This window comes from Paenibacillus sp. MAH-35, from assembly GCF_058135425.1.
This window is the reverse complement of the sequence record NZ_JBYUPU010000012.1, coordinates 33,224-53,090: the sequence shown is the minus strand read 5'-3', so window position 1 is coordinate 53,090 and position 19,867 is coordinate 33,224. Positions and strand designations below refer to the sequence as shown.

The window sequence follows — 19,867 nt, the reverse complement described above, 5'->3', positions numbered from 1 at the left end:
TCCTCTACTGGTAGTGATATGATTTCCTGAATTGCCGGCCCGGCGCCCGGGATTGTTTTCGTCTCAGCTGCCGGAGCTCTCCGTGAAGGAATTCGCATAATGGATCGGTTTATTTTGCTTTTCTTTACGTTTCAATTTATAGTTCGCGAGCACCATATATAGGGACGGCACGACGAATAGCGTCAAGATTGTCGAGAATATCATCCCGAAAATAATCGTCATGGCAAGCGGACGGAACAAAATATCCCCGATCGTCGCGATCGGAATCATACCGACGATCGCCGTGAGCGATGTCAGCACGATCGGACGGAAGCGGGCGGACGCGGCCTGCATGACGGCTTCCTTCAGCTCCATTCCATGGTGGCGCGCCTCCTCGATAAACTCGATCAGGACGATACCGTTCCGCACGACGACACCAGCAAGGGATATAATGCCCATAATGCTCATGAAACCGATCGGCATACCCGTCAAGAAAATGCCAAGAATCCCTCCGGCCGCAGCCAGATACACGGTCGTCATGATCAGCAGCGGCAATGAAAGCGAGTAAAACTGCATCGTCATCAGAAGCACGATCAGGAAGGCGACGATGATCGAAAGCTTGCCGAGACTTGCGAATATATCCGCTTGTTCCGACGTTTCACCGCCGATACTCCATTCGTAGCCGTCCGGGAACTTGAGGTCCGTTAGCTTTTTCTGCACCTCGGCCATTACTTCGGTCGCAGTCCGGCCGGATACGTCGGCGGTAATCGTTACGGTCCGCTCGAGGTTATACCGGTTGATCTGCGGGATCGAGAACCCCGGAACCATTGTCGTCAGTTGCGACAAAGGGATTTGACGGCCTTGGGCGTTCGTCACCTGGACTTGTTGATACAATACATTCGGCTCGGCTTCGTCCTTAGCCACATACAGATTGATGTCCACAAGCTCCCGTCCGGTGTCGAATTGGCTGACGGTTAAGCCTTGGCCGACCAGCAGCAATGTCCGGGTCAAGTCGTTGTAGCTGACCATATAGCGATCCATGGCTTCCTGATTCGGCTGAAAAGTCAGGTTGTACCGCTCGATCCCCATATCGTCCATCACGTTCACTGTGCCCTGGACGCCGGCGACCGCAACTTTCACTTCGTCGGCCATCGCTTGGAGCTCACTCAAGTTCTCGCCGCTCAGACGGATCGATACCGGCGAGCCTACCGGTATACCGAGCTGCGGGACATGGATACTGAGATTCGCACCCGGGTAAGCGGCGTTCAGATGCGACTGCCAGGCCCCTACCGTCGTTTCGCGGTCGAATTTGTCTTTGACCCCAATAATCTGGAGCTGCCCGGTCGTCGGACTGGACGGTGGAGATCCGGATGCGATGTCGCTGAACAACGTCGGAGCGCCTCCGCCGGCCGCATACGTGATTCGCTCCGTTTCCGGCTGCGACACGACCCAATCGGCGATTTCACGGACGACCCGGTCAGTCTCGACAAGGGAGGTTCCCGCCGGCATCCGGATGTTGATCGTCGCTTCCGGCCGTTCCGAATCCGGGAACAGCTCGATTGGCGTAAACAAGGCAAGCGAGTACGCCGCTGTGCCGATCAGCAGACCGGCCAGCCCCGTAATGAGCGGCCGTTCCAGCACCTTGGCCATCCACCGTCCCGCATAGATGCCGGTTACCGTCTGGAACTGCTTTCCGAGGAAACCGGAAGGCTTCTGCTTAAACTGCCCCGCCTTCTGGCGCTTTCCGTCGTACCAGCCTCGGAAGATCGGAATGATCGTAAGCGACATGACCATGGACGCCAGCATCGTCAGCGAAACGACGGTCGGAATCGGCTTGATAAAGGCGCCGATGTCGCCCTGCAAAAACAACAGCGGCGCGAACGCCGCGATCGTCGCAAGAGTCGCGGTCAGAATCGAGATCGACACCTCTTTCGTCCCGTTGACTGCGGCGACGGCCGGACTTTCGCCGAGCGCCGACATTCGCCGCTCGATGTTGTCATTAACCACGACGGCGTCGTCGACCAGTAGTCCGAGAACGATGATGAGGCCGACAATGGAAATTTGATTCAAGGTAATACCGAGCGCCGGCAAAAAGATGAAACCGAGTCCGATGGAAAACGGAATCGCAAGCGCCACCGTCGCCGAAGTAAGCAGATTCAGCCCGAGTGTACAGATCAGGATAACCGCCGCTATGGCGATTAACAGCTCCTTGCTCAGTTCGGCAAATAGTTCATTGACCCGGTCGTTTTGAGCGAACAGTGACTCCAGCTTCAGATGTCCGGGCAAGCTGGGAGCCAGCTTGTTCATTTCTTCGTTCACAAGCCGGTTCATGGTTGGAACGTCACTGCCCGTTTCACTGTTCAAGCTGATCGTGATAGCCGGTTTTCCATTGTAATACGCATAATAGTCCGTTTTCTTATACGTGAACGTCGCGCTCCCGATATCCCGCAAATAAACCGGCGAACCGGTTTGCGTTTGCGTGACGACGACCCGGTTCAAGATTTGAGCCTCTTGCGCCTCCGGCACCGTCAGCAAATACTCGCGACTTCCGAAATCGAGACTGCCTGTCGGGACACGATCGTTATAGCCTTGCAGCGAGTTCAGCACTTGCTCCCAAGGGATGCCGAGCTGCCCAAGCTTCTGCGCATCCACCTCGACGCGGACTTCCCGCTCCGGCAGCCCCCGGATGTCGACGCCCGCGACACCGGGCACGGTGCGAAGCTGATCCTTCCACGTTACCATCAGATCGACCAAACTATAAAGATCTTCTGCACGATCGGCTGTAATCGCGAACTGCTCGATGAACGACTTGGCGAGATCGTCATTAACGATCGGCGCTTCCGCGTCTTTGGGCAAGCCCGCCTGGGCATCCTGCACCTTTTTGCGCAGCTCGTCCCACTTCTTTGCCGCATCCGCATCGTCGTCCGCCTGCACCAGAATGGAGGAGTACCCGTTATGCGAAGTGGAGGTGATCGTTTTGATGCCTTGAATTTCCTTGATCTTCTGTTCGATGACCTTCGTAACCGTCTGCTCGACCTTCTCCGGAGCCGCTCCAGGATAAATTGTCGTCACGAGCGCCTGCTTGATGACGACGTCCGGCATTTCTTGGCGCGGCAGCTGGGAAAATCCGAAAAAACCGACGATCAGCGCCATCAGGAGAAAGAGCAGCGTAATTTTCCGTTTTTTGATGACGTAATCGATCACTTGGCACGCTCCCCGGCAGTCGCGATCGAATCGCCATCAAACAATTTGTACGCCCCCTTGGTGACGATTTGATCGCCTGGCGAAACACCGGAAGTCACTTGAAGCCGATTGTTCGTAAGCTCTCCGAGCGTAACGTTCGTCTTCACCGCTTTGCCGCTGACCTTCTTGAAGACATAGGGTTCGCTGCCTGTACTGACGACCGCCTCGACAGGGACGAGAATTCCCGTTTCTCCGGTCGACGTTCGTGCAGCCTTCACGACTTGTCCCGGCAGCCAGTCCGCCTTCGCGTTCGGCACGAGCACCTCGACGTTCACCGACCCGGTGCTTGAGTTCGTCGTAGGATACACGTTTTGGACCGTCCCGGTCCGGGACTCTCCGTATAACGTAAGCGCCACCTCTTGTCCGACGGTCCATTTGCGGATTTCTTGATCCGGTACAGGAAGCACGACTTTCAACTGCGTCATGTCGCCGATCCGGAAAGCCGGCTGACCTCCGCCCGTCAATTGCCACGCCGAGACGAACTTCTCCAGCACGACGCCCTCGATCGGCGAGACGAGCGAAGACTTGTCGACGGCCATCTGTGCTTGGTCCCGACCTACAAGCGCTTCCCGCCCAGCCGCTCTGGCCTGTTCGAGTCCCGCGCGTGCCTGCGCCAGCGTCGCTTCAGCGGACTTGACGCCCGACGACGACTGTTCGCTTTGCGCCTTCGCATTGAGATAGTTGGTCTCCGCTTGTTTGTAGGCCAAACGCGCGTTGTTCATATCCGTCTCCGAAGCGCTTCCGTCTTTATAGCTAGCCTCTACCTTGTTCAATTCGTAGGTCGCTTTGCGAAAAGCTTCCTGGGTAAGCGCCTCTCCGTTTTTACTCAATACGTCCCTTGATTGCCGCGCATTCTCTACACCCACCGTGGCCGCTGCGACGGAAGCCTCCGCCTGACGGACCGCCGCTTCCGCTTGCCCGATCGCGGCTTCCGCCCGATTCAATTGAAACTTGTAATTCGATGCGTCGAGCGACGCCAGAACGTCTCCCGCCTTGATGAGGTCCCCCGCTTGTACGAAAGTCTCGGTAACCCGTCCATCCACTTCGAAAGAGACGACGGCTTCCTTCACGGATTGCAGGGTGCCCGCCAGCGCATACCGATCGAGAACAGGCTCCGGCTTCACCGTAATCACCTCAACCGTCTGTATGTTCGCGGCGATGACCTCCGCATCCCCATTCCCTGCTTGAATCGAGCAAGCGCTCGAAAGTAACGCCACAAACCCCCAGGTCAGTACAGAGAGCGAAATTCTCTTCCTTCGATTCGATTTCCAGTCATCCATTTCTCTACCTCTCTCTATAAACTTGTAGTCCTGCGTGATTGGAACTCCAGTTCCATTATAATGTAATGATATGGACTCGTCATCTTATTCGATACTTGTTCATTATTTCGAAACTTTTTATACTCACTTCCAAGTGAGCTCCCTGTTTCTTCTTTATACTGAGGTTTGACATCCGACTTCCTAAGGCTTGTGTTTGAGCAGAAATGTACCCAATCTGAGCCTTAGTCTAAGACTTCGACTTCAAACGAAAAAGCCTCGATCATTAGGATCGAAGCCAGGGGTATGGTCTGGTTGTAGTGAGAACGGGCAGAGGTAACCGTATTGGCGCTTAATATTCGCTTTTAATTACAAAAAACGAGCCCCGGATTGTTCCAGCGAGTTTCGAATTCTGCCTTGCAAACTTGAACTTCCCTTCCAGCTCCTTGGGCACGTCCATCCCTACAGAAAGCTTAAAACCAACGGCCCGCTTCTTGGGATCATCAACCGTATACATGACGTTAACCCCAAGACCGTCCTCATAAAAAACGTAGGCCATCTGGATATTCTCCACTTGAAAACGCGACGTTTCCAATGGTTTGCTTGAAAACTCGATACCACGTTCTTCTTTCAATATTCGGTTTACATAATCAAGAGTCTCCTGGCTTTCGCTAGCCGGTACCACCGTAAACGGGTGCTTGTATTTGCTCATAAAGTAACGGGCTTCATTAGCACGCAACCCGGCAAGCGCTTCTGCTACAGGCGAAGACTCTAAACCGACCGTAGATACTTGTTTGAAATCGACGATATAGGACATTTTCATCTCTCCTCGGATCCTGGCTATGTTTGCACCGAATATGATTACTGCTCTAACATCTTTTCAAGCTCGCCGCACCATTTCCCCCATCCGTACTTGGCGCCGCCCAGTGCTTGAGCGTTGGAGATTCCGGTTTGTTCGAGATGAAGGTTCACCTTCCCGTCCCCTAAATCATGCAGCGTCCAGGTGACGGTATGCTTCTCTCCGCTGGCCCACGTATAGGACAACCGGTTTGGCTTCTCCACAATCAGCACTTCACCTTCGATAATCCCATTCCAATATTCGGTCGGTTGTGTGCGAAACTGAAAACGGTGTCCGACGACGGGTTTAAAATTATTGTCCATCCCCTCGCCGGTGTGGATATTGGCCACCCACTTGGCAAGCTTGCTTGAATCAGTTAAGGCGGACCAAAGCTTCTCAAGCGTTGTTGTGTATTGGAAATCCAGAGTTAACCTTAAACTCATTCTTCTTCCTCCTCTAGTAGTTGGCTTAAGCGCAACATATTCGTACTCCAGAATTTGCTGTAAAAAGCGACCCAATCTTGAATTTCTCGGAGTGGAGAAGCGTTTAGCCGAAATCGCGTTTCTCTGCCGACCTTTCGGTCGAGAACCAGTCCGGCTTCTTTAAGAATGGTCAAATGCTTGGATACCGCTGTACGGCCCATCGGAAAATGTACCGTTAACTCATGAAGCGGCAGCTCCTCCGCCTCTGCCAATAAGTGAATCAGTCGGCGCCTGGTCGGGTCAGCAATCGCGTCAAAAACGTCACGCAACTGGTTATGCTCGCTCATAGCACCCCCTCCAAACCTTTATCTTTCCGGAGCGGAAATCTTTTGACGGGATGAACGGCCAGTCTTACCTCCCCCTTCTTGAATCTTCGGCTCTTCGCGACGATCGGACACTATTTGGTGTCGTTTTGATTATAGGACACCATTCAGTGTCGTGTCAACAACAATTATAAACTTACCGTTCCCGGCATAATACAGGGGCTGCCGTTATTTCTGACCCTATGATAATAAAACAGCGGCAGTCTAGGACTTTTTTTCCCGCCCATGGCTGCCGCTATATATTTTAGAATCAGACTTCACTTACTTCATAGAGTTTGACGAGTTCATCATCGGCAACCTGCTAGAGATGCGAAACCGTATTATACTTGAATTTGATATTCCCGTGTTTTTCCCCAAAATCTTCGATTTCATTCGCTGTTTGCGTCCCGATCAGTATATCAGCCATCATTCCGTTGGAACGGAACCAGGCTAGTCTGCGTTCTCGCTCGTTATAGAAAAGTGCGCAAAACGGATGGTAATACGTGTCCAATGCCTGGAATGTACGGCTAAATTGTTGTTCCGCAAGCTTTCTCGCCTGCAACGATGAAACCAGCTCGCCTTTTAATCGGCCTTTGGCGGAATGCTTCATGTGACTGATGGCGAAGATCGCCGCTGTAATCATGACATTTTCACAAAATGATTCCATATGGGGTTCCCAGTACCATGCTTCATTGTCCCTGAACATTATTTGTCTTTTGACCGCCGATAATGCAAAGGGATCTTTTTTTCTCATCCGATAGACGATATTTCCGTCCGAAACATGAATTTCGTCAATTGGCAAATACCGGTCTTTCTTTTTCGTATTTCCGTCGGTCCTCAGTAGTGGATCGTTGCCAACAGTACGATAATAGTTGCGCAATTCGGCCGGAAATGCAAGTCCTAACCGTTCTTCCGCGTTTTCGATTTGTTCTTCCGTGCAGCCAAGGGAATTATCGCCGCCGTGAACGATGCAGCTTAAGGTTTTCAACCATTGTTCCATATTCCGGATTTCTTCGTCAGATGCTCCGTGATTTTGAACCAACTTCGGAGCTTTACCGTCCTTGCCTTCATTCAATACTTCGGATGAAAAGTACGTGCCGGAAAATTCCTTTTTACCGCAATTATCTACCATATATGTACCGGTTAACATTGCATCTTCCATATGAGCTCCTCCTCGCCGTAGCCTCGTCTCCATCTCGTATCGTGCTGGTAACTATTCTTCAGTATTCAACATTGTAATAACACTATCCTCCCGTTTCATTCAACAAATCGGGTTCATCAAACGGCTCGTCAGCGCGTGTAGATTTCAACCATTGACCTCCGGGTGCGAATACACGTTCATGTCCAGATGCAGCAAAAGGATATAAGTTCTTGTCCTCAGTCAAAGACAAGAACTTATCCTTTAAATCAAAAATGCGATAAAATACAGATTTATAAAGCTTGTCCCTCGATAAGTTTGTTCTTCGCTTAATTGTTGCACATTCTTTGTTTTCAAGTCGACATACAAGCCTTTTCTTCAACCGCCCGACAATAGTGGCCGTCCGGATCGTAAAAGGTGAAATAACCGAAAGCACTTGTAAATACGGGTTCTCTATCTACTTGAGCCCCGGCTTGTATGATCCGTTCATGCAAAGCGAGCAAATTGTTCGTTAGCAACTCCACCATCGTCACTTGTCCCGTGTTGTTCACGATAAAGAGCGTGCGGATTTCCGTTAGCCATTTAGCCGGAAAATAAAAAATGCCGGCCATACGTGCAGCCGGCATTTAGTTATTCGGTTCAATAAAAGTGCTGGTTTTGCTTTGGAGTATGTTCCTCACTCGAAAACTTACAGGTACGTATAGCCGTCCCTTTCTATAAGCCCAGCTTGTGGCCCTTCTCCAAACGCACGATCTGTTTCTCGCCCTCGTCGGCCAGCGTCCGGAATTGATCGATCGTTTGACGCATTCTGGGCAGCGCCTCCTGCTTGTAAGCGCTGATGGAATCAAGCGCCGATAACACGTCGGCAAACGCCTGCTTCAGCGTATCGACGGAAATGTTCGCCTCCATCGATTGCTTCTGGATCGCAGCCCCCTGATTTTTCAGCATGCGGGACGTGCCGGCGATCAGTTCGTTTGTCGTCTGATTCAACAGTTCAATTTTCTTTAGTACGATTTTCTGATTGTATAACGCGCTCGCGACCGTTACGGAAATTTTCAGCGCCGAAATCGTGACATTTTTGGCCCGGTCGACCCCTCGGATCAGTTCCTTATTATTGCGGATGACCACCTCGATGGCCATAATGCCCTGCTGGTTAACGACCAGCATCTGCTGCAGGTCCATCACCCGCTGGCGCAGAGGGAACAGCACTTCTTCGGTGATGAAGCGGATTTTGTCCGGGTCTTCGTTTTGCAACTTGGCTGTTTCGATTTGCGATTCGATCGATTCATCCATCAAAGCTCCGAGCTGAATTTCCTTCTGCAGCTTTTTGGTTAGATCCCGAAGTGTTTGCTGCTCGATCTCCAGCGTGGTATTGTCATTTTTGAGGATAGCCTTGCCCTTATCGAGCGACATCACAATATCGGCTATGACCGAATCGGCTTTCTGGTATTTCAGGAAATAAGCGCGCAGCGGGTTGAACAACTTGCCCAGAAACCCGGTCTTGGCAAAATCGATCAGGCTGGGGTCGAGATCCTTCAGCTGAATATGCAGCTCCGTTAAGCCTTGGGCTACTTGGCCGCCCTCATCCCCTACTTTGGACAAATTTCCGACGGATATTTGAAGCAGCGCATTTTTCTCCGAAGACGATCTCATCGAGTTCATGCCGAACGATTCGATCGAGACTAGAATCTCCCTGCGCTTCTCCAGCGACTCGACATCCAGCGCCATGATCGCCGCAACGTTGGCAACCGCCAATTCTTTCAGCTTCGCTACTTCTTCGGGTACCGGCTGTACCTCTTGCTCGATCACGGCCTTAATCTCTTCCGGACTAGCGACTTCCATTGAAAATGACATCGTATTCCTCCCCCGGTATAGTAGACGGATCGTCACAAGCTACATTTGCACATTAAACAGGTTTCCGATCTTGTAAATAACATCGTCGGTGTCCGCATTGATGCTGGCCGCCTCGTTGATGCTCGAGATGCTTTGCAGCGCCTTGATATTGGCATTGTAGCCGACGGTGTAGATCGGCACTCCGTATCCTTCGATCAGTCCTTTGATATCTTTCAACGAATAGCCTTCATTCGTCTCGCCGTCGCTCAGCACGAAAATGATCGGCTTCACATTCGGATCTTCGGCCATCTTGTCCTGCAGCATCATCATCGCCACGACAATCGCATCGAACGTAGCCGTCCCCCCGCTCGCCTGGAGACTGTTTACCGCCCCGACGAACATCGATTGCTGGTTCGTATCGTACTTGCCGATCGGAAGCCGGACGGAAACGTCACTGGAGTACGAGATAAGCCCGATACTATTATCTCTGCCCAAATATTTCTGACCCTTCAACAGCGATTCCTTCAAACGGTTCAGCGGCTCGCCCGCCATGCTGCCGGACACGTCGGCGACGAACACCGCGGCGATCGGCTTGCCGATGTTTTTCTTTTCTTTCCACAGCTTCTGGGCCGCCGACAGAAGGCTGCCGTCCACCGCGGCCATCTCCGGCTTGTAGTCGTCGAGACTATTAAAGCCTTTATCCTTCGCGGATTTCTGGTACTTCTCCTGCGTGACGAACTCGGCAAATTTCTGAATAATGTCCAGCTTCTCCTGCGGCAGATCGCCCAGCGCATACAGCGGACTGTCATGCCGGACGCCGAAAGGCGTAAATACGTAGCCGCCCTTCAAATCAGCCGCGTTGACGTACGTTTGGTATTCCAGCACGAACCCGTCCAACGCGCCGGATTTGGCCGCATCGCGCATCTGTATCGTCGTCGACGCGATGAAGGGCACGTTCGCCTGGAACTTCTCAAACCCTTGCACGGCTTTGTCGCCGAGCAGATTGGAGCTATCGAACGTATTCAGCGCCGTTACGAGAAAGTTCAGGCCGGTCGAGCTGGCGAACGGATCGGTGTAGCCCATCGAAAATTCGTTGTCCGCAATCGCTTCCGTTACGGTTTTGACGTTGATCGCCCCGTACGTGCTCATAAGGGCGTCGTATTTGGACTTGGCAATCACGATCCCCGGCACATTGCCGACGAGGCGGTCCGTTACCTTTTGGACTTTGACTCCGCTCGCTTTCACCATCTCGCCCCACAGCTCGTTGGAAGGCGTGAAGGCGTCCGGCACGTATTTGCCCGACTTGATATAGTCCGTTGCCGTCCCGGAGGCGATATTGCGCACTTTAACCGATACGGGCTTGCCGCCCACCATGATATTCGCTTTGTTGAACTCCGCCGCCACGTCGGTCAGCCACCCGTCCACCCCGGTGCCCGATTTTTCGGTCGAGGAGAAGATTTCCACGAACTGGTTCGTCGAATTGTTTACCGTGACCGGGAACTTCGAGATGTCCGGCAGCGATCCGGCAACATCGATCGGGTTCAAGTCGATTTGGCCTTTTACCGTCGGCTCATTCTTGACCTCGATATTGGCGTATAGTTTGCTCAGCTGCTTGGCCGCGTCTTCGAGCGTCACCTGGGCTTTGGACTTGCCAAGATTGGAAGTCAGATTGACTCCTACATAGACAAGGGCGAACACGAACGCCAGGATCAGGAGCGCGCTCAAGTAAAACTTGTTTTTTTTCTTTGCCAATCCAGCACCTTCTCACTGTTTATAATATTTGGTCTGCTTGATTAACGAGTCGATCTCCTGCATGCAAGGCATATTCTCGATGTCGCCCGGCTCGAAGCTGTCCAGGCGGGATATTTCCAGCAGCAGCTTATCCAGCTTTAATAAAATTTCCTCGTTATTGTCCAGCGAATACTTCAGGAACGACAAAAATTCGTTGTATAAATTCGTTTTTTCCTGAAGCAGCTGCTTGGAATAACGCGTCGTTTTCTGCGTCATCACGGTTGCAAAATCCGCTTCGTCGAACACATGGAGCCGGTTCAATACGCTTCTCACATTCAGGTAAAACAGTTTTTCGACCTCGCGGATGACGGAAGCGAACTTTTTGTAGCTGAGCTCGCCCGATTCGAACCGCTGGTTCAGGACGTCCAGAAGCGTTTCTTTCTTTTTCCTGATCCGCTCCAGCTGCTCCAGAGAGAACCGGATATCTCCCTCAAGCGGTTTGATGCGCGCGTAGCGGGTTAATGCTTCCGCGTAGTCCTCGTGCGAACGGATCTGCTTGACCGGTATCGCTTCGGGCTGCCGGGCCAGCAGAACGTAGCTCCCGTACACCAGCGCCAGAGCGCTGGCTACCAGCAAGGTGACCCCGGAAGCGGTGGCGAGAGCGCTTCCGCCGATCGCAAGGCCTGCGAATCCGGGGGAAAATACAACAATATTGAGAACAGCCACGCCCGCAATCAGTCCGATTAGTTTTATGTATTTGCTCCCAGTCAATCGTTACACCCCCTTTACCCCTTCAAGAAACGTCCGCGCCTGAACCTGACACAGGGCAAAGCCGGAGTGCCGCCAAAAGGATAGAACTTATGGAGAACATTCGACATTTTCCCTCATTTTCCTTTTTCAGCGGCCGTTGTTTCACTATACGTTAAAAAAGCTTGGCAGTTTCGCCAAGCTTTTTTTATACGCCGTATCGATGGCTCGGCTAACAAGATTACTTATAGTCTCAAGCTCGATCAGCTCAAAATTTCGATATACCCGTCTGTCCCATGCACGCGTATTCGCTGTCCGTCTTTGATTAGCTGGGTTGCATTGTCCACGCCGACGACGGCCGGTACGCCATATTCACGTGCGATAACGGCCCCGTGGGTCATCAGCCCGCCCACTTCGGTGACGAGGCCCTTTATCGATACAAACAAAGTTGTCCAGCTGGGGTCGGTGAAGGAGGTAACTAATATATCTTCATCTCCCAGATCGGCATTTTCCATGTTTAAGATCACACGCGCCCGCCCCTCTATAACTCCGGAAGAAACAGGCAGACCCGCAATAGCTCCGGATGGAAGATTTTCCAGGTTATACTTCCCTGTTATGATCTCGCCATCAGAAGTGATCACACGCGGCGGAGTTAGCTTTTCATATAAGTTGTACTCGTCTTTTCGTTTGCGGATGATCCGGTAATCCAGTTTACTTGTACGTACGGCTTCGTGAAGTTCTTCGAACGTAAGATCGTATATATCTTCTTTTTCCTCGATAACGCCGGTTTGTACGAGACGTGCGGCTTCTCTCAGCAACGCCTGTTTATATATGAAGTAGCGATTAACCATCCCGTATTTGGGATATTCCCGATACCCGATGAAATTCCGGATCAGGTCGATCCTTTTTTTGGTTTCTGTTGCTTTTTGTTCGCCATCTGGCAGCTGCATCAACCGTTCCAATACCTCTTGCTCTTTTTTCAAAGCCTCCTGTCGTCCTTGCTCGAATTTCCGTTCGCTCGCATTAGGCTCGAAGTTTTTGATGTTACCGAGAATCAGGGGGACCAGCGTAATGGGTTTTTCGCTCCAACGCGTTTTTGAAATATCGATTTCTCCGCTGCATCGCATTCCGTATTTGCTTAAATAATCGCAGATAGCTTCCCGGGTTTCCGGTCCACCATCGAGCTTGACCAGTTCATCCAGAAAGTCATCCTCTCTTACGTGCTGTAAATAATGGATGACTTCCGGATAGGGACGAATCACATCTGCGACATCCAAAAGCGCCAGTCCCATTTCCGAAGTAATATTGCCAGGCACAGATTGAGAAAGCGGATCGGCCGCGTTTTTTTCACCTAACCACTCGTTCAGGTTTTCATTGATCCATGAGGAAGCATTCATAGCAGCCATAATGACAGCCGTGCTTTGCGGATCGAATAAAATCTTCTTTAACTGCTGGAGGTCATCCAAAATAAATTCAAATAAATCGGGTCCTGATTTCGTTTGGATGTTTTGTTTCAACTCTTCTATCGATGACAGACTGCGCTGAATCAGCTCAGAAACGATCGACGGATCGTTTTCGATTTGTGGTTGAGAAGCCCACGCCGGAACAGCTTGATTGCTTGTAGCGGGGCCCTGTTGTCTGGTATCTTCCGGTGACGATTTTATAAAACCTTCTCGCTCGATTATAGTCGTAAGAGCGTCTTTTATGAGCGGATCGGATTGTCCCAGTGTATTTACCAGGGCATCCCTGGAGGCCGGGGAAGCCAGCATCGGCGTAACGTCCACAAACAACCTTCCACCGGCTGTACGCATAGGCGCGCGAGTCGTCAACAGGTAAAAGGACAATCCCAGCGGTTTCATGGCATCTGTCATCATTTGTTGGTGACCTACCGATAAATAAACGTGATTTTCTTCGTCATCCGCTTCAGGGATCGGGTATAATGTCGTGATGGGCCGGCTTTGGACAATATAAAATGTATCATCCGCCAAACACCATTCGATGTCTTGCGGGCGCCCCAAACAAACTTCGATCTGTCTTCCGATGCGTGCCAATTGTAAAATTTGCGGATCAGTAAGTGTTTGTTCATTCTGCCGTTCCGGATCGATCTGCCGGGTCTCTGTTCCGCCTTCTTTGCGTCCATAGATAGCCAATTTCTTGGCTGCTATCCTTTTATCGACGATTTCCCCTTCCTGTACTTGATAACAATCGGCAGATACCAAGCCGGAGACCAATGCTTCTCCAAGTCCGAAACCGGCATCGATGGATAGCCGTTTCCGGTTGGAGGTAACCGGATCAGCGGTAAATAAAATTCCCGAAACTTGCGGAAAAACCATCCTTTGAACGATAACGGCTAAATAAACTTGCCTGTGGTCGAACCCGTTCTGCATACGGTAAATTACGGCGCGGTCCGTATACAGGGAAGCCCAACATTTGCTGATATGGTGCAAGATCGCTTCTAGGCCGATGATATTTAAATAGGTGTCTTGTTGTCCGGCAAAAGAGGCATGCGGTAAATCTTCAGCCGTCGCACTGGAACGCACGGCATAAGCATGTTCCTCGCCATATCGGGAGAGACAGGCAGTCACCGCTTCCGCAACATCGGAGGGAATTTCGGCTTCCCTAATGATTTGTCGGATTTTTCCGCTGATTTCACCAATCTGATCCCGATCCTCTACTTTTAGCCGGGTGAGTCGATCCAGCAACGCCTGGTACGTTTCGTTATGTTCGATAGCTTTTCGATAGCCTTCCGTTGTAACGCAAAATCCTTCCGGTACATGCACTCCTTCCATTTTGGATAATTCGCCTAGATGCAATCCTTTTCCGCCGACTAGCGAAAGCTGCGTGTTTCCGATTTCCTGGATTCCGAGAACTAACGAACTCATTCAGCATCTCTCCTGACCCATTTAATTGAGAAAAAAACATTTGACAAGAGTTCACCGGCGTGGTACGATAAGATTGTAAGTTAAGATATTTATGTATTAATAACGACAATAAAAGTAGTGAGCTGATTATATCATTGTGTTTGTTTATGTGCAATAGTAAAGAACCTGGAGAACCTGTCCAGGTTCTTTTTGTTGGTTACGTTCGTTAGGCTTTCTACAGACAGCGTGCAACCAGCCGTCGAGATCCAGACCATACCGATCGCCCGCTGCAGCTTTATATGCTAAGGATCGGCTGTCCCTCGCTCTGCTTTCGCAGTTCTTCTCCCTGTTCCTCATTAATGTAAAATAAACTTGACACTTGATCTAACTTTAATTACATTATGTATATCACTCTTTACATTATGTTAATTATTGTTAACTCAGGGAGGTCTATATGTCCTATCAAGAAAAGAAAGTCATGGTGTCGATTATCAGCAGCATACTCATCTTCACCCTCTACTCTATCTACGCTATAAATCATGCCGAGGAAGGCAGCATCACTTCGGCCAGCGACTTCCGTTTCTGGGGCTCCTTCATTCTGATATTGCTCCCGGTGTCGATTGCAGCCAAGATTGTCATTCATATTGGGTTTGTTATCTTTAATAAGATCGCCACGAACGAAGACGAGCCTTCATTTGAAGACGAGTTTGATAAGCTCATCGAGTTGAAGGCGGACCGGATTTCGCTATATGTGTTTTTCTTCGGGTTTATACTATCCATGATTCCGCTCGTTACTGAACTTCCGACTTATTTAACGTTTGTTGCGCTGATTTTCTTCGGTTTCTTATCCGATCTGATGGGACGTATCGCTCAATTGTACTTTTATAGAAAAGGAGTTTGACATGGGAAAGGATGCGATCAGCAATCAAATACGGAATCTTCGCTTTCATCATAACGAGATGACCCAGCAGCAATTAGCAGATAAGGCCGGGGTCACCCGACAAACGATTGTTGCGATCGAGAAAGGAAATTATTCCCCTTCCCTGGAGCTGGCTTTTCGTATCGCGCGTGTTTTCGGAAAGTCCATCGAAGAGGTCTTTCAATATGAGGATAAGCAGTGGGCCAAGGATCAGTAGGAAATGGAGGTATTATATGCCGAGCAAGCATTCACATTCAGATGGAAGATTGGCAGCAGGACTTGCCGGGGTGTTATTCATAACCGGGTTGGTTACGGGGATATTAAGCGTGGTTCCTGTAATAGACGGACCCGACTACCTTACCCTAGCTTCTGCAAATGAAAACCAGGTGCTGCTGGGAGCGATTTTCCAATTGGGAATGGTTGTTGCCTATGTGGGTATACCGATTGCGATGTATCCGATATTTAGTAAGCATAATAAAGGGTTGGCGCTTGGTTCTGTCGCTTTCGGCATCATCTCGGGTGTGTTCCTGATACTGGGTGTACTCCTTCTTCTGTTGTTATTGACAGTAAGCCACGAATTTGCAAAAGTTGGAGCTCTGAGCGGTTCCTCGATCCAAATCGTAGGCGAATTATTAAGGACAGGACGCGATTTGGTGAACCACGTGGCAACGACGCTGTCATTTGTTGCAGCTTTGTTCATGTTAAACTGCCTGTTGTACCAAACAAAATGGGTTCCACGCTGGTTGTCGGCCTCCGGTCTTGTCGGATCCGCTCTGTCCATACTGGCCAGCTTATTATTCATGATTCGCTTCATCGGTCTGGATGCAATCTACATGATGTTGAACCTGCCGATCGCCTTGCAACAATTCATTTTGGCGATATGGCTAATCCTAATAGGTTTCAACCGGGAGAAGCCGGACTCGGTATCCATTTTAAGATGAATGCTTCGGATAAGCGACGTTGTTTTGGATTTTGACTGCGGGATTGGACGGATCAACACATATTCCGCTGTTAGCCAAGTTACTACTTTCCCTGTGCAATGAAAAAAACTGCCAAAACCTAACATTTCGGCAGTTTTTTGGGCTTAGTCCGACATAACTTTTCATTCCAAAGCAGGCTGCTCTACCGGGGCAAATCGCTGGATTTTGCCGGAAAGATACAGGCTGATTGCCTATACCGAGCTCAGTGCAAAAATGAACCCATTCGCCTGTTGGTCAAGTGCCTCTGCAGCCGTGGCGGATATCAGACTCTGAGCACGAACGGAAGGATCATTGATGAAACGGATAAAGTCCTCCATGTAAGCAACTGCCTGTTGTTCCTCCCCTTGATTCAATAGTAATTGAATGATATCGAGCCGATACTTGAGATTGACGGCAAAGCCGGACTGTATTTCGTTCCCCTCGGTATAGTGCCCTAAGGACTGTAGCATCCCATTTACATGAACCGGTTCAATCGTTACCGTGATTGTAGCTGGAAGCGAATATTCATGACCATCATAGACACGAAAAGTCACGGTATCCATGCCCATCTGTCCTGCTTGGGGCGAATAACTGAACGTTCCGTTGCCAGAATCAGTTACGATCGCTGTTCCTTTCTGACCATTCTCCACGAGACTATACGTTAATGGATCTCCATCGGCATCCACAGCCGGTAACGTCCCCGTCACTGCTGTATACACCTGCGTGGTAACCGTCAGATTCCGTGTTACAGGCGCTGAATTAGCTCCAGCAACAGGTGCTGCCGCTTCAATCAGGTTCGTGACCACATCTGCAGGATAAGAGAAATGATGCCATTTTTCAAGATCGATTTTATCGCCGAGCTTATTCAGAGTATTGCTTCCGCTCCAGTTGTTAAACACGTAAATACCATCCGCACCAGCCTGATACGCCTCGTAAGCTCTTAGCCGATATTGCAGTTCGTTCATTGACGTATTGTTCCGGTTGACAGGAATACCTTGCTTGATCAAGTCCTCTTCCGCTTTCGTCAAGTCATGCCCGCTTAATGAATGCGTTGTAGCAATAAACAATTGGACATTAGACCCCTCTACAGCGTCGACGAATGGAGCGATATCAAAAAATTCTTCATGACTGAGGGTCGTAGGGATGATCATATCAACCAAATCTTCGGCGATCCAGGCATCAATATCCAACCCGTATTGTTTATATCCATTGTAAGGGAATCGTACCGTGATCTGTTTGGTCGGCAAGGCTAGTCGAAGGTCACGCAGCATCTGCGTAACCACCTCGGCTTTGTAGTCGTCCCAACGTTCCAACCCTGCAGCGGTTGTTTCATCATTCGGCTCCATTCCATACTCCGTCAGATAAGCATTGCTTAGTTCCGATTGATAACCGAAAAGATACGGATACCTTCCAAAGTCGAGGTTGATTCCGTCCACTCCAGGGAAGGCGGCGGCTTCCAGCAAGACATTTTTGATATACTCCCGGACGATGAGATTCCCGTAATCAACCCTGAAATTTACAGTTCCATTCTTATCCACGATGCGATAGGGAAGCATTTGGTTGTCATAGACGGCACCGTTTAAGTATCCGTTTACCGCAGGATTATAGACAGCGTTCATTCGCAGGGAAGCATTCGTCTGGATGCCTAGTTGGTCCGCTTTCTCGGCTACGATCTGCAGCGGTGATCGGCCGCTGGCGTTGATCGCCGTAACTTGTTGTCGTGCCAGCTTATCCCCGTCCCTCATTTGACTCTCATACGCTTCCGAACCAGCAAATGGAATCCCTGCATATTGACTGATATGATTTAAAGTAAAGGTAGTCATCAACTGCCAGTCAATCTGCCTGACGTCCTTGCCTGCGTATATCTCGACCGCTTTTTCCTCCAGCTTGCTTACCGTGGGATAAAATCCCTGGTAGAAATGACTGAATCCATCATTGTTGTAGATGGTCCGATTGCCGGCGGCACCTTCGTTAGGCGAGTCATACAACGACAACTCTTCCTCTGTCAGGCTTCTGAGCTTCAAATAAGTAATGACAGCTTGCTGATCCGGCAGCGGAGTAATCTGTATACGTTCACCATCAAATAATCCGGCAAATAGAAATTGCTCTTCGATCGCCTTGAGACCGTAAGTTGCTCCGGTCACGGTCGTGGTCCCTGCAACCTGTCCGCTTGCTTCCTCTCCATAAGAAACCTGGAACCCGCCGGTCTTGGCTACATATCCGACATATACAGCATACCGCCCTTGGAGATGGAGCGGCAATTCCAACGAATGTGCACCCGGTTCGTTCGCGATCCACATGTCTTCCTCATGACTGCCCATATAACGATATTTTCCCGTCTTCCATCCGGCATTTGTCGCCTTTTGTCCTTGGTTGTCTTCCAACCAGAGCATGTCATTGTACAGGTAGACACTGCCCGGTACAGATACCAGAGCATCACCGGGGTTTACCTTATAAACCGAAGGATATACATAGAAGTCGCTCGTTAATTCATTCATTTTGCGATTTTTATAATACAGCTCTGCTACAGCAGTCATGATTCCTGACTGTCCCCCAGGCGCAAGCGGAATCTGGAAACGGGGAGAAGAAATGATTTCGCTATGCTGAGCCATGATTTGATCGTCCTGCACCAGCTTCGTCCTGATCTCCAGCTCGCCTCCGGTCAACCATTGGGGAGGAATCTCATCCAATCCTCCCCCCAGTATCACTTCCTGTGAGTCGGAATAAGGAAGTACCGATAGCCCTTTAATTCGCGGTTCGGCCTGCGCCCACTCCGGTAATTCTCCAACCGTCATCTTCAGATTATCCAGGTAAACCTCGTTATGACCGGACACGCTATTCATCGAAGCATTGATGATTTTGAGCGAGTCCGCGCCGCTTGAAACAGGGTTAGCTACGTTGAAGGAAACGATCTTCATCTCGTCCATGGACAGCATCAATTTTCCACTGCCATTGTAAGCAATCCCCCACCGGTGATACAGTCCATCGTCGGGTATTAAATGTTCATAATCCGCGACCAGAATGCTGCTGGACTTTACCAGTACCTTGTCTCGCTGGAGGGTTAACTTGGCCGTCCTCCCCGCTGCCTTCACTTCAAAGCTTACTCCCCGGATGATCCCTAATGATGGAGCCTCATCCACCTCAATCAGATCTGCGATCCGAGCATCAAATTCCAACAGCCAAGGGCCAGCGCCGATCGGAAATACTTTGGTCATAAACGTGTACTTGTTATTCGCTGCAGCGACTTCATCTCCGTAGATCAAATATTGGCCTTCAGGGACAGGCTTCATCGTCACACCTCCAGGATTTGCCAAGGAACCGGCATGGTCTGTGATATAAGTTCCGTCACTGGCACTCGTAACCGACCATCCGGATCCTGCCAGCTGAGAAGCATCATCATCGAGAATCACCGCCGCAGCTGCAGAGCTTTCTTGCGTTGCCAGCGTGATTCCGTTCCATTTCAATGGAAAAAACGAGATCAGTACAAGAAGAGATAGCATTATGAACATTTTGCGATCCTTGAAAAGGTAAGCTTTTAAACGAAGCCTTCTCCACGATACGTTCACAAAAACACACCTC

At 50.2% G+C, this 19,867-nt stretch carries 14 protein-coding genes; 3 read left to right on the top strand and 11 right to left on the bottom strand.

The genetic code is table 11. The features are described 5' to 3' along the window. Positions 1-63 precede the first annotated feature (63 nt). The 10 genes from AC3Y2E_RS15340 to ppsA form a co-directional block, all read right to left on the bottom strand. A complete protein-coding gene (locus tag AC3Y2E_RS15340; RefSeq protein WP_379211712.1) occupies positions 64-3,183 on the bottom strand; it encodes an efflux RND transporter permease subunit in 3,120 nt (1,039 codons plus the stop codon). Continuing rightward, on the bottom strand, positions 3,180-4,502 hold the full coding sequence (locus AC3Y2E_RS15335; RefSeq protein WP_379211709.1) for an efflux RND transporter periplasmic adaptor subunit: 1,323 nt from the start codon (positions 4,500-4,502) through the stop codon (positions 3,180-3,182). Before AC3Y2E_RS15335 ends, AC3Y2E_RS15340 begins: the two co-directional genes overlap by 4 nt. A gap of 328 nt (positions 4,503-4,830) precedes the next feature. Continuing rightward, positions 4,831-5,295 carry a DUF8821 family protein gene (locus tag AC3Y2E_RS15330; protein ID WP_379211707.1) on the bottom strand — a complete coding sequence of 155 codons (465 nt, stop codon included), beginning with the start codon at positions 5,293-5,295 and terminating at the stop codon, positions 4,831-4,833. Positions 5,296-5,339: 44 nt separating this feature from the next. After that, the gene (locus tag AC3Y2E_RS15325) at positions 5,340-5,759 is read right to left on the bottom strand and encodes an SRPBCC family protein (protein WP_379211705.1); all 420 of its coding nucleotides are present in this window, start codon (positions 5,757-5,759) and stop codon (positions 5,340-5,342) included. Continuing rightward, complete coding sequence (locus AC3Y2E_RS15320; protein ID WP_379211703.1) at positions 5,756-6,085, bottom strand: ArsR/SmtB family transcription factor; 330 nt, start codon at positions 6,083-6,085, stop codon at positions 5,756-5,758. The genes AC3Y2E_RS15325 and AC3Y2E_RS15320 overlap by 4 nt, the downstream gene beginning before the upstream one ends. A 337-nt stretch (positions 6,086-6,422) precedes the next feature. Continuing rightward, complete coding sequence (locus AC3Y2E_RS15315) at positions 6,423-7,262, bottom strand: SMI1/KNR4 family protein (RefSeq protein ID WP_379211701.1); 840 nt, start codon at positions 7,260-7,262, stop codon at positions 6,423-6,425. Between the two features lie 690 nt (positions 7,263-7,952). Next, on the bottom strand, positions 7,953-9,092 hold the full coding sequence (locus AC3Y2E_RS15310; RefSeq protein ID WP_379211699.1) for a toxic anion resistance protein: 1,140 nt from the start codon (positions 9,090-9,092) through the stop codon (positions 7,953-7,955). Positions 9,093-9,131: 39 nt separating this feature from the next. Beyond that, positions 9,132-10,823: a vWA domain-containing protein gene (locus AC3Y2E_RS15305; RefSeq protein ID WP_379211696.1), complete on the bottom strand. Its 1,692-nt coding sequence runs from the start codon at positions 10,821-10,823 to the stop codon at positions 9,132-9,134. 12 nt (positions 10,824-10,835) lie between these two features. Beyond that, positions 10,836-11,573, bottom strand: coding sequence for an ATP synthase subunit c family protein (locus AC3Y2E_RS15300; RefSeq protein WP_379211694.1), 738 nt, complete (start codon positions 11,571-11,573; stop codon positions 10,836-10,838). Positions 11,574-11,812: 239 nt separating this feature from the next. Further along, on the bottom strand, positions 11,813-14,431 hold the full coding sequence (ppsA, locus tag AC3Y2E_RS15295) for a phosphoenolpyruvate synthase (RefSeq protein ID WP_379211692.1): 2,619 nt from the start codon (positions 14,429-14,431) through the stop codon (positions 11,813-11,815). A gap of 433 nt (positions 14,432-14,864) precedes the next feature. On the opposite strand from ppsA, the gene AC3Y2E_RS15290 reads away from it, so the two are divergent. Genes AC3Y2E_RS15290 through AC3Y2E_RS15280 form a run of 3 tightly spaced genes read left to right on the top strand, consistent with a single transcriptional unit; the run spans position 14,865 to position 16,270 of the window. After that, positions 14,865-15,311, top strand: a complete 447-nt coding sequence (locus AC3Y2E_RS15290) for a hypothetical protein (protein ID WP_379211690.1) — start codon at positions 14,865-14,867, stop codon at positions 15,309-15,311. A 1-nt stretch (position 15,312) separates the two neighbouring features. Beyond that, complete coding sequence (locus AC3Y2E_RS15285) at positions 15,313-15,546, top strand: helix-turn-helix transcriptional regulator (RefSeq protein WP_379211688.1); 234 nt, start codon at positions 15,313-15,315, stop codon at positions 15,544-15,546. Between the two features lie 16 nt (positions 15,547-15,562). Then, positions 15,563-16,270: a DUF4386 domain-containing protein gene (locus tag AC3Y2E_RS15280; protein WP_379211686.1), complete on the top strand. Its 708-nt coding sequence runs from the start codon at positions 15,563-15,565 to the stop codon at positions 16,268-16,270. 230 nt (positions 16,271-16,500) lie between these two features. Here AC3Y2E_RS15280 and AC3Y2E_RS15275 read toward each other — a convergent pair whose 3' ends face one another. Beyond that, positions 16,501-19,854: an Ig-like domain-containing protein gene (locus tag AC3Y2E_RS15275; protein ID WP_379211684.1), complete on the bottom strand. Its 3,354-nt coding sequence runs from the start codon at positions 19,852-19,854 to the stop codon at positions 16,501-16,503. Positions 19,855-19,867: the final 13 nt, after the last annotated feature.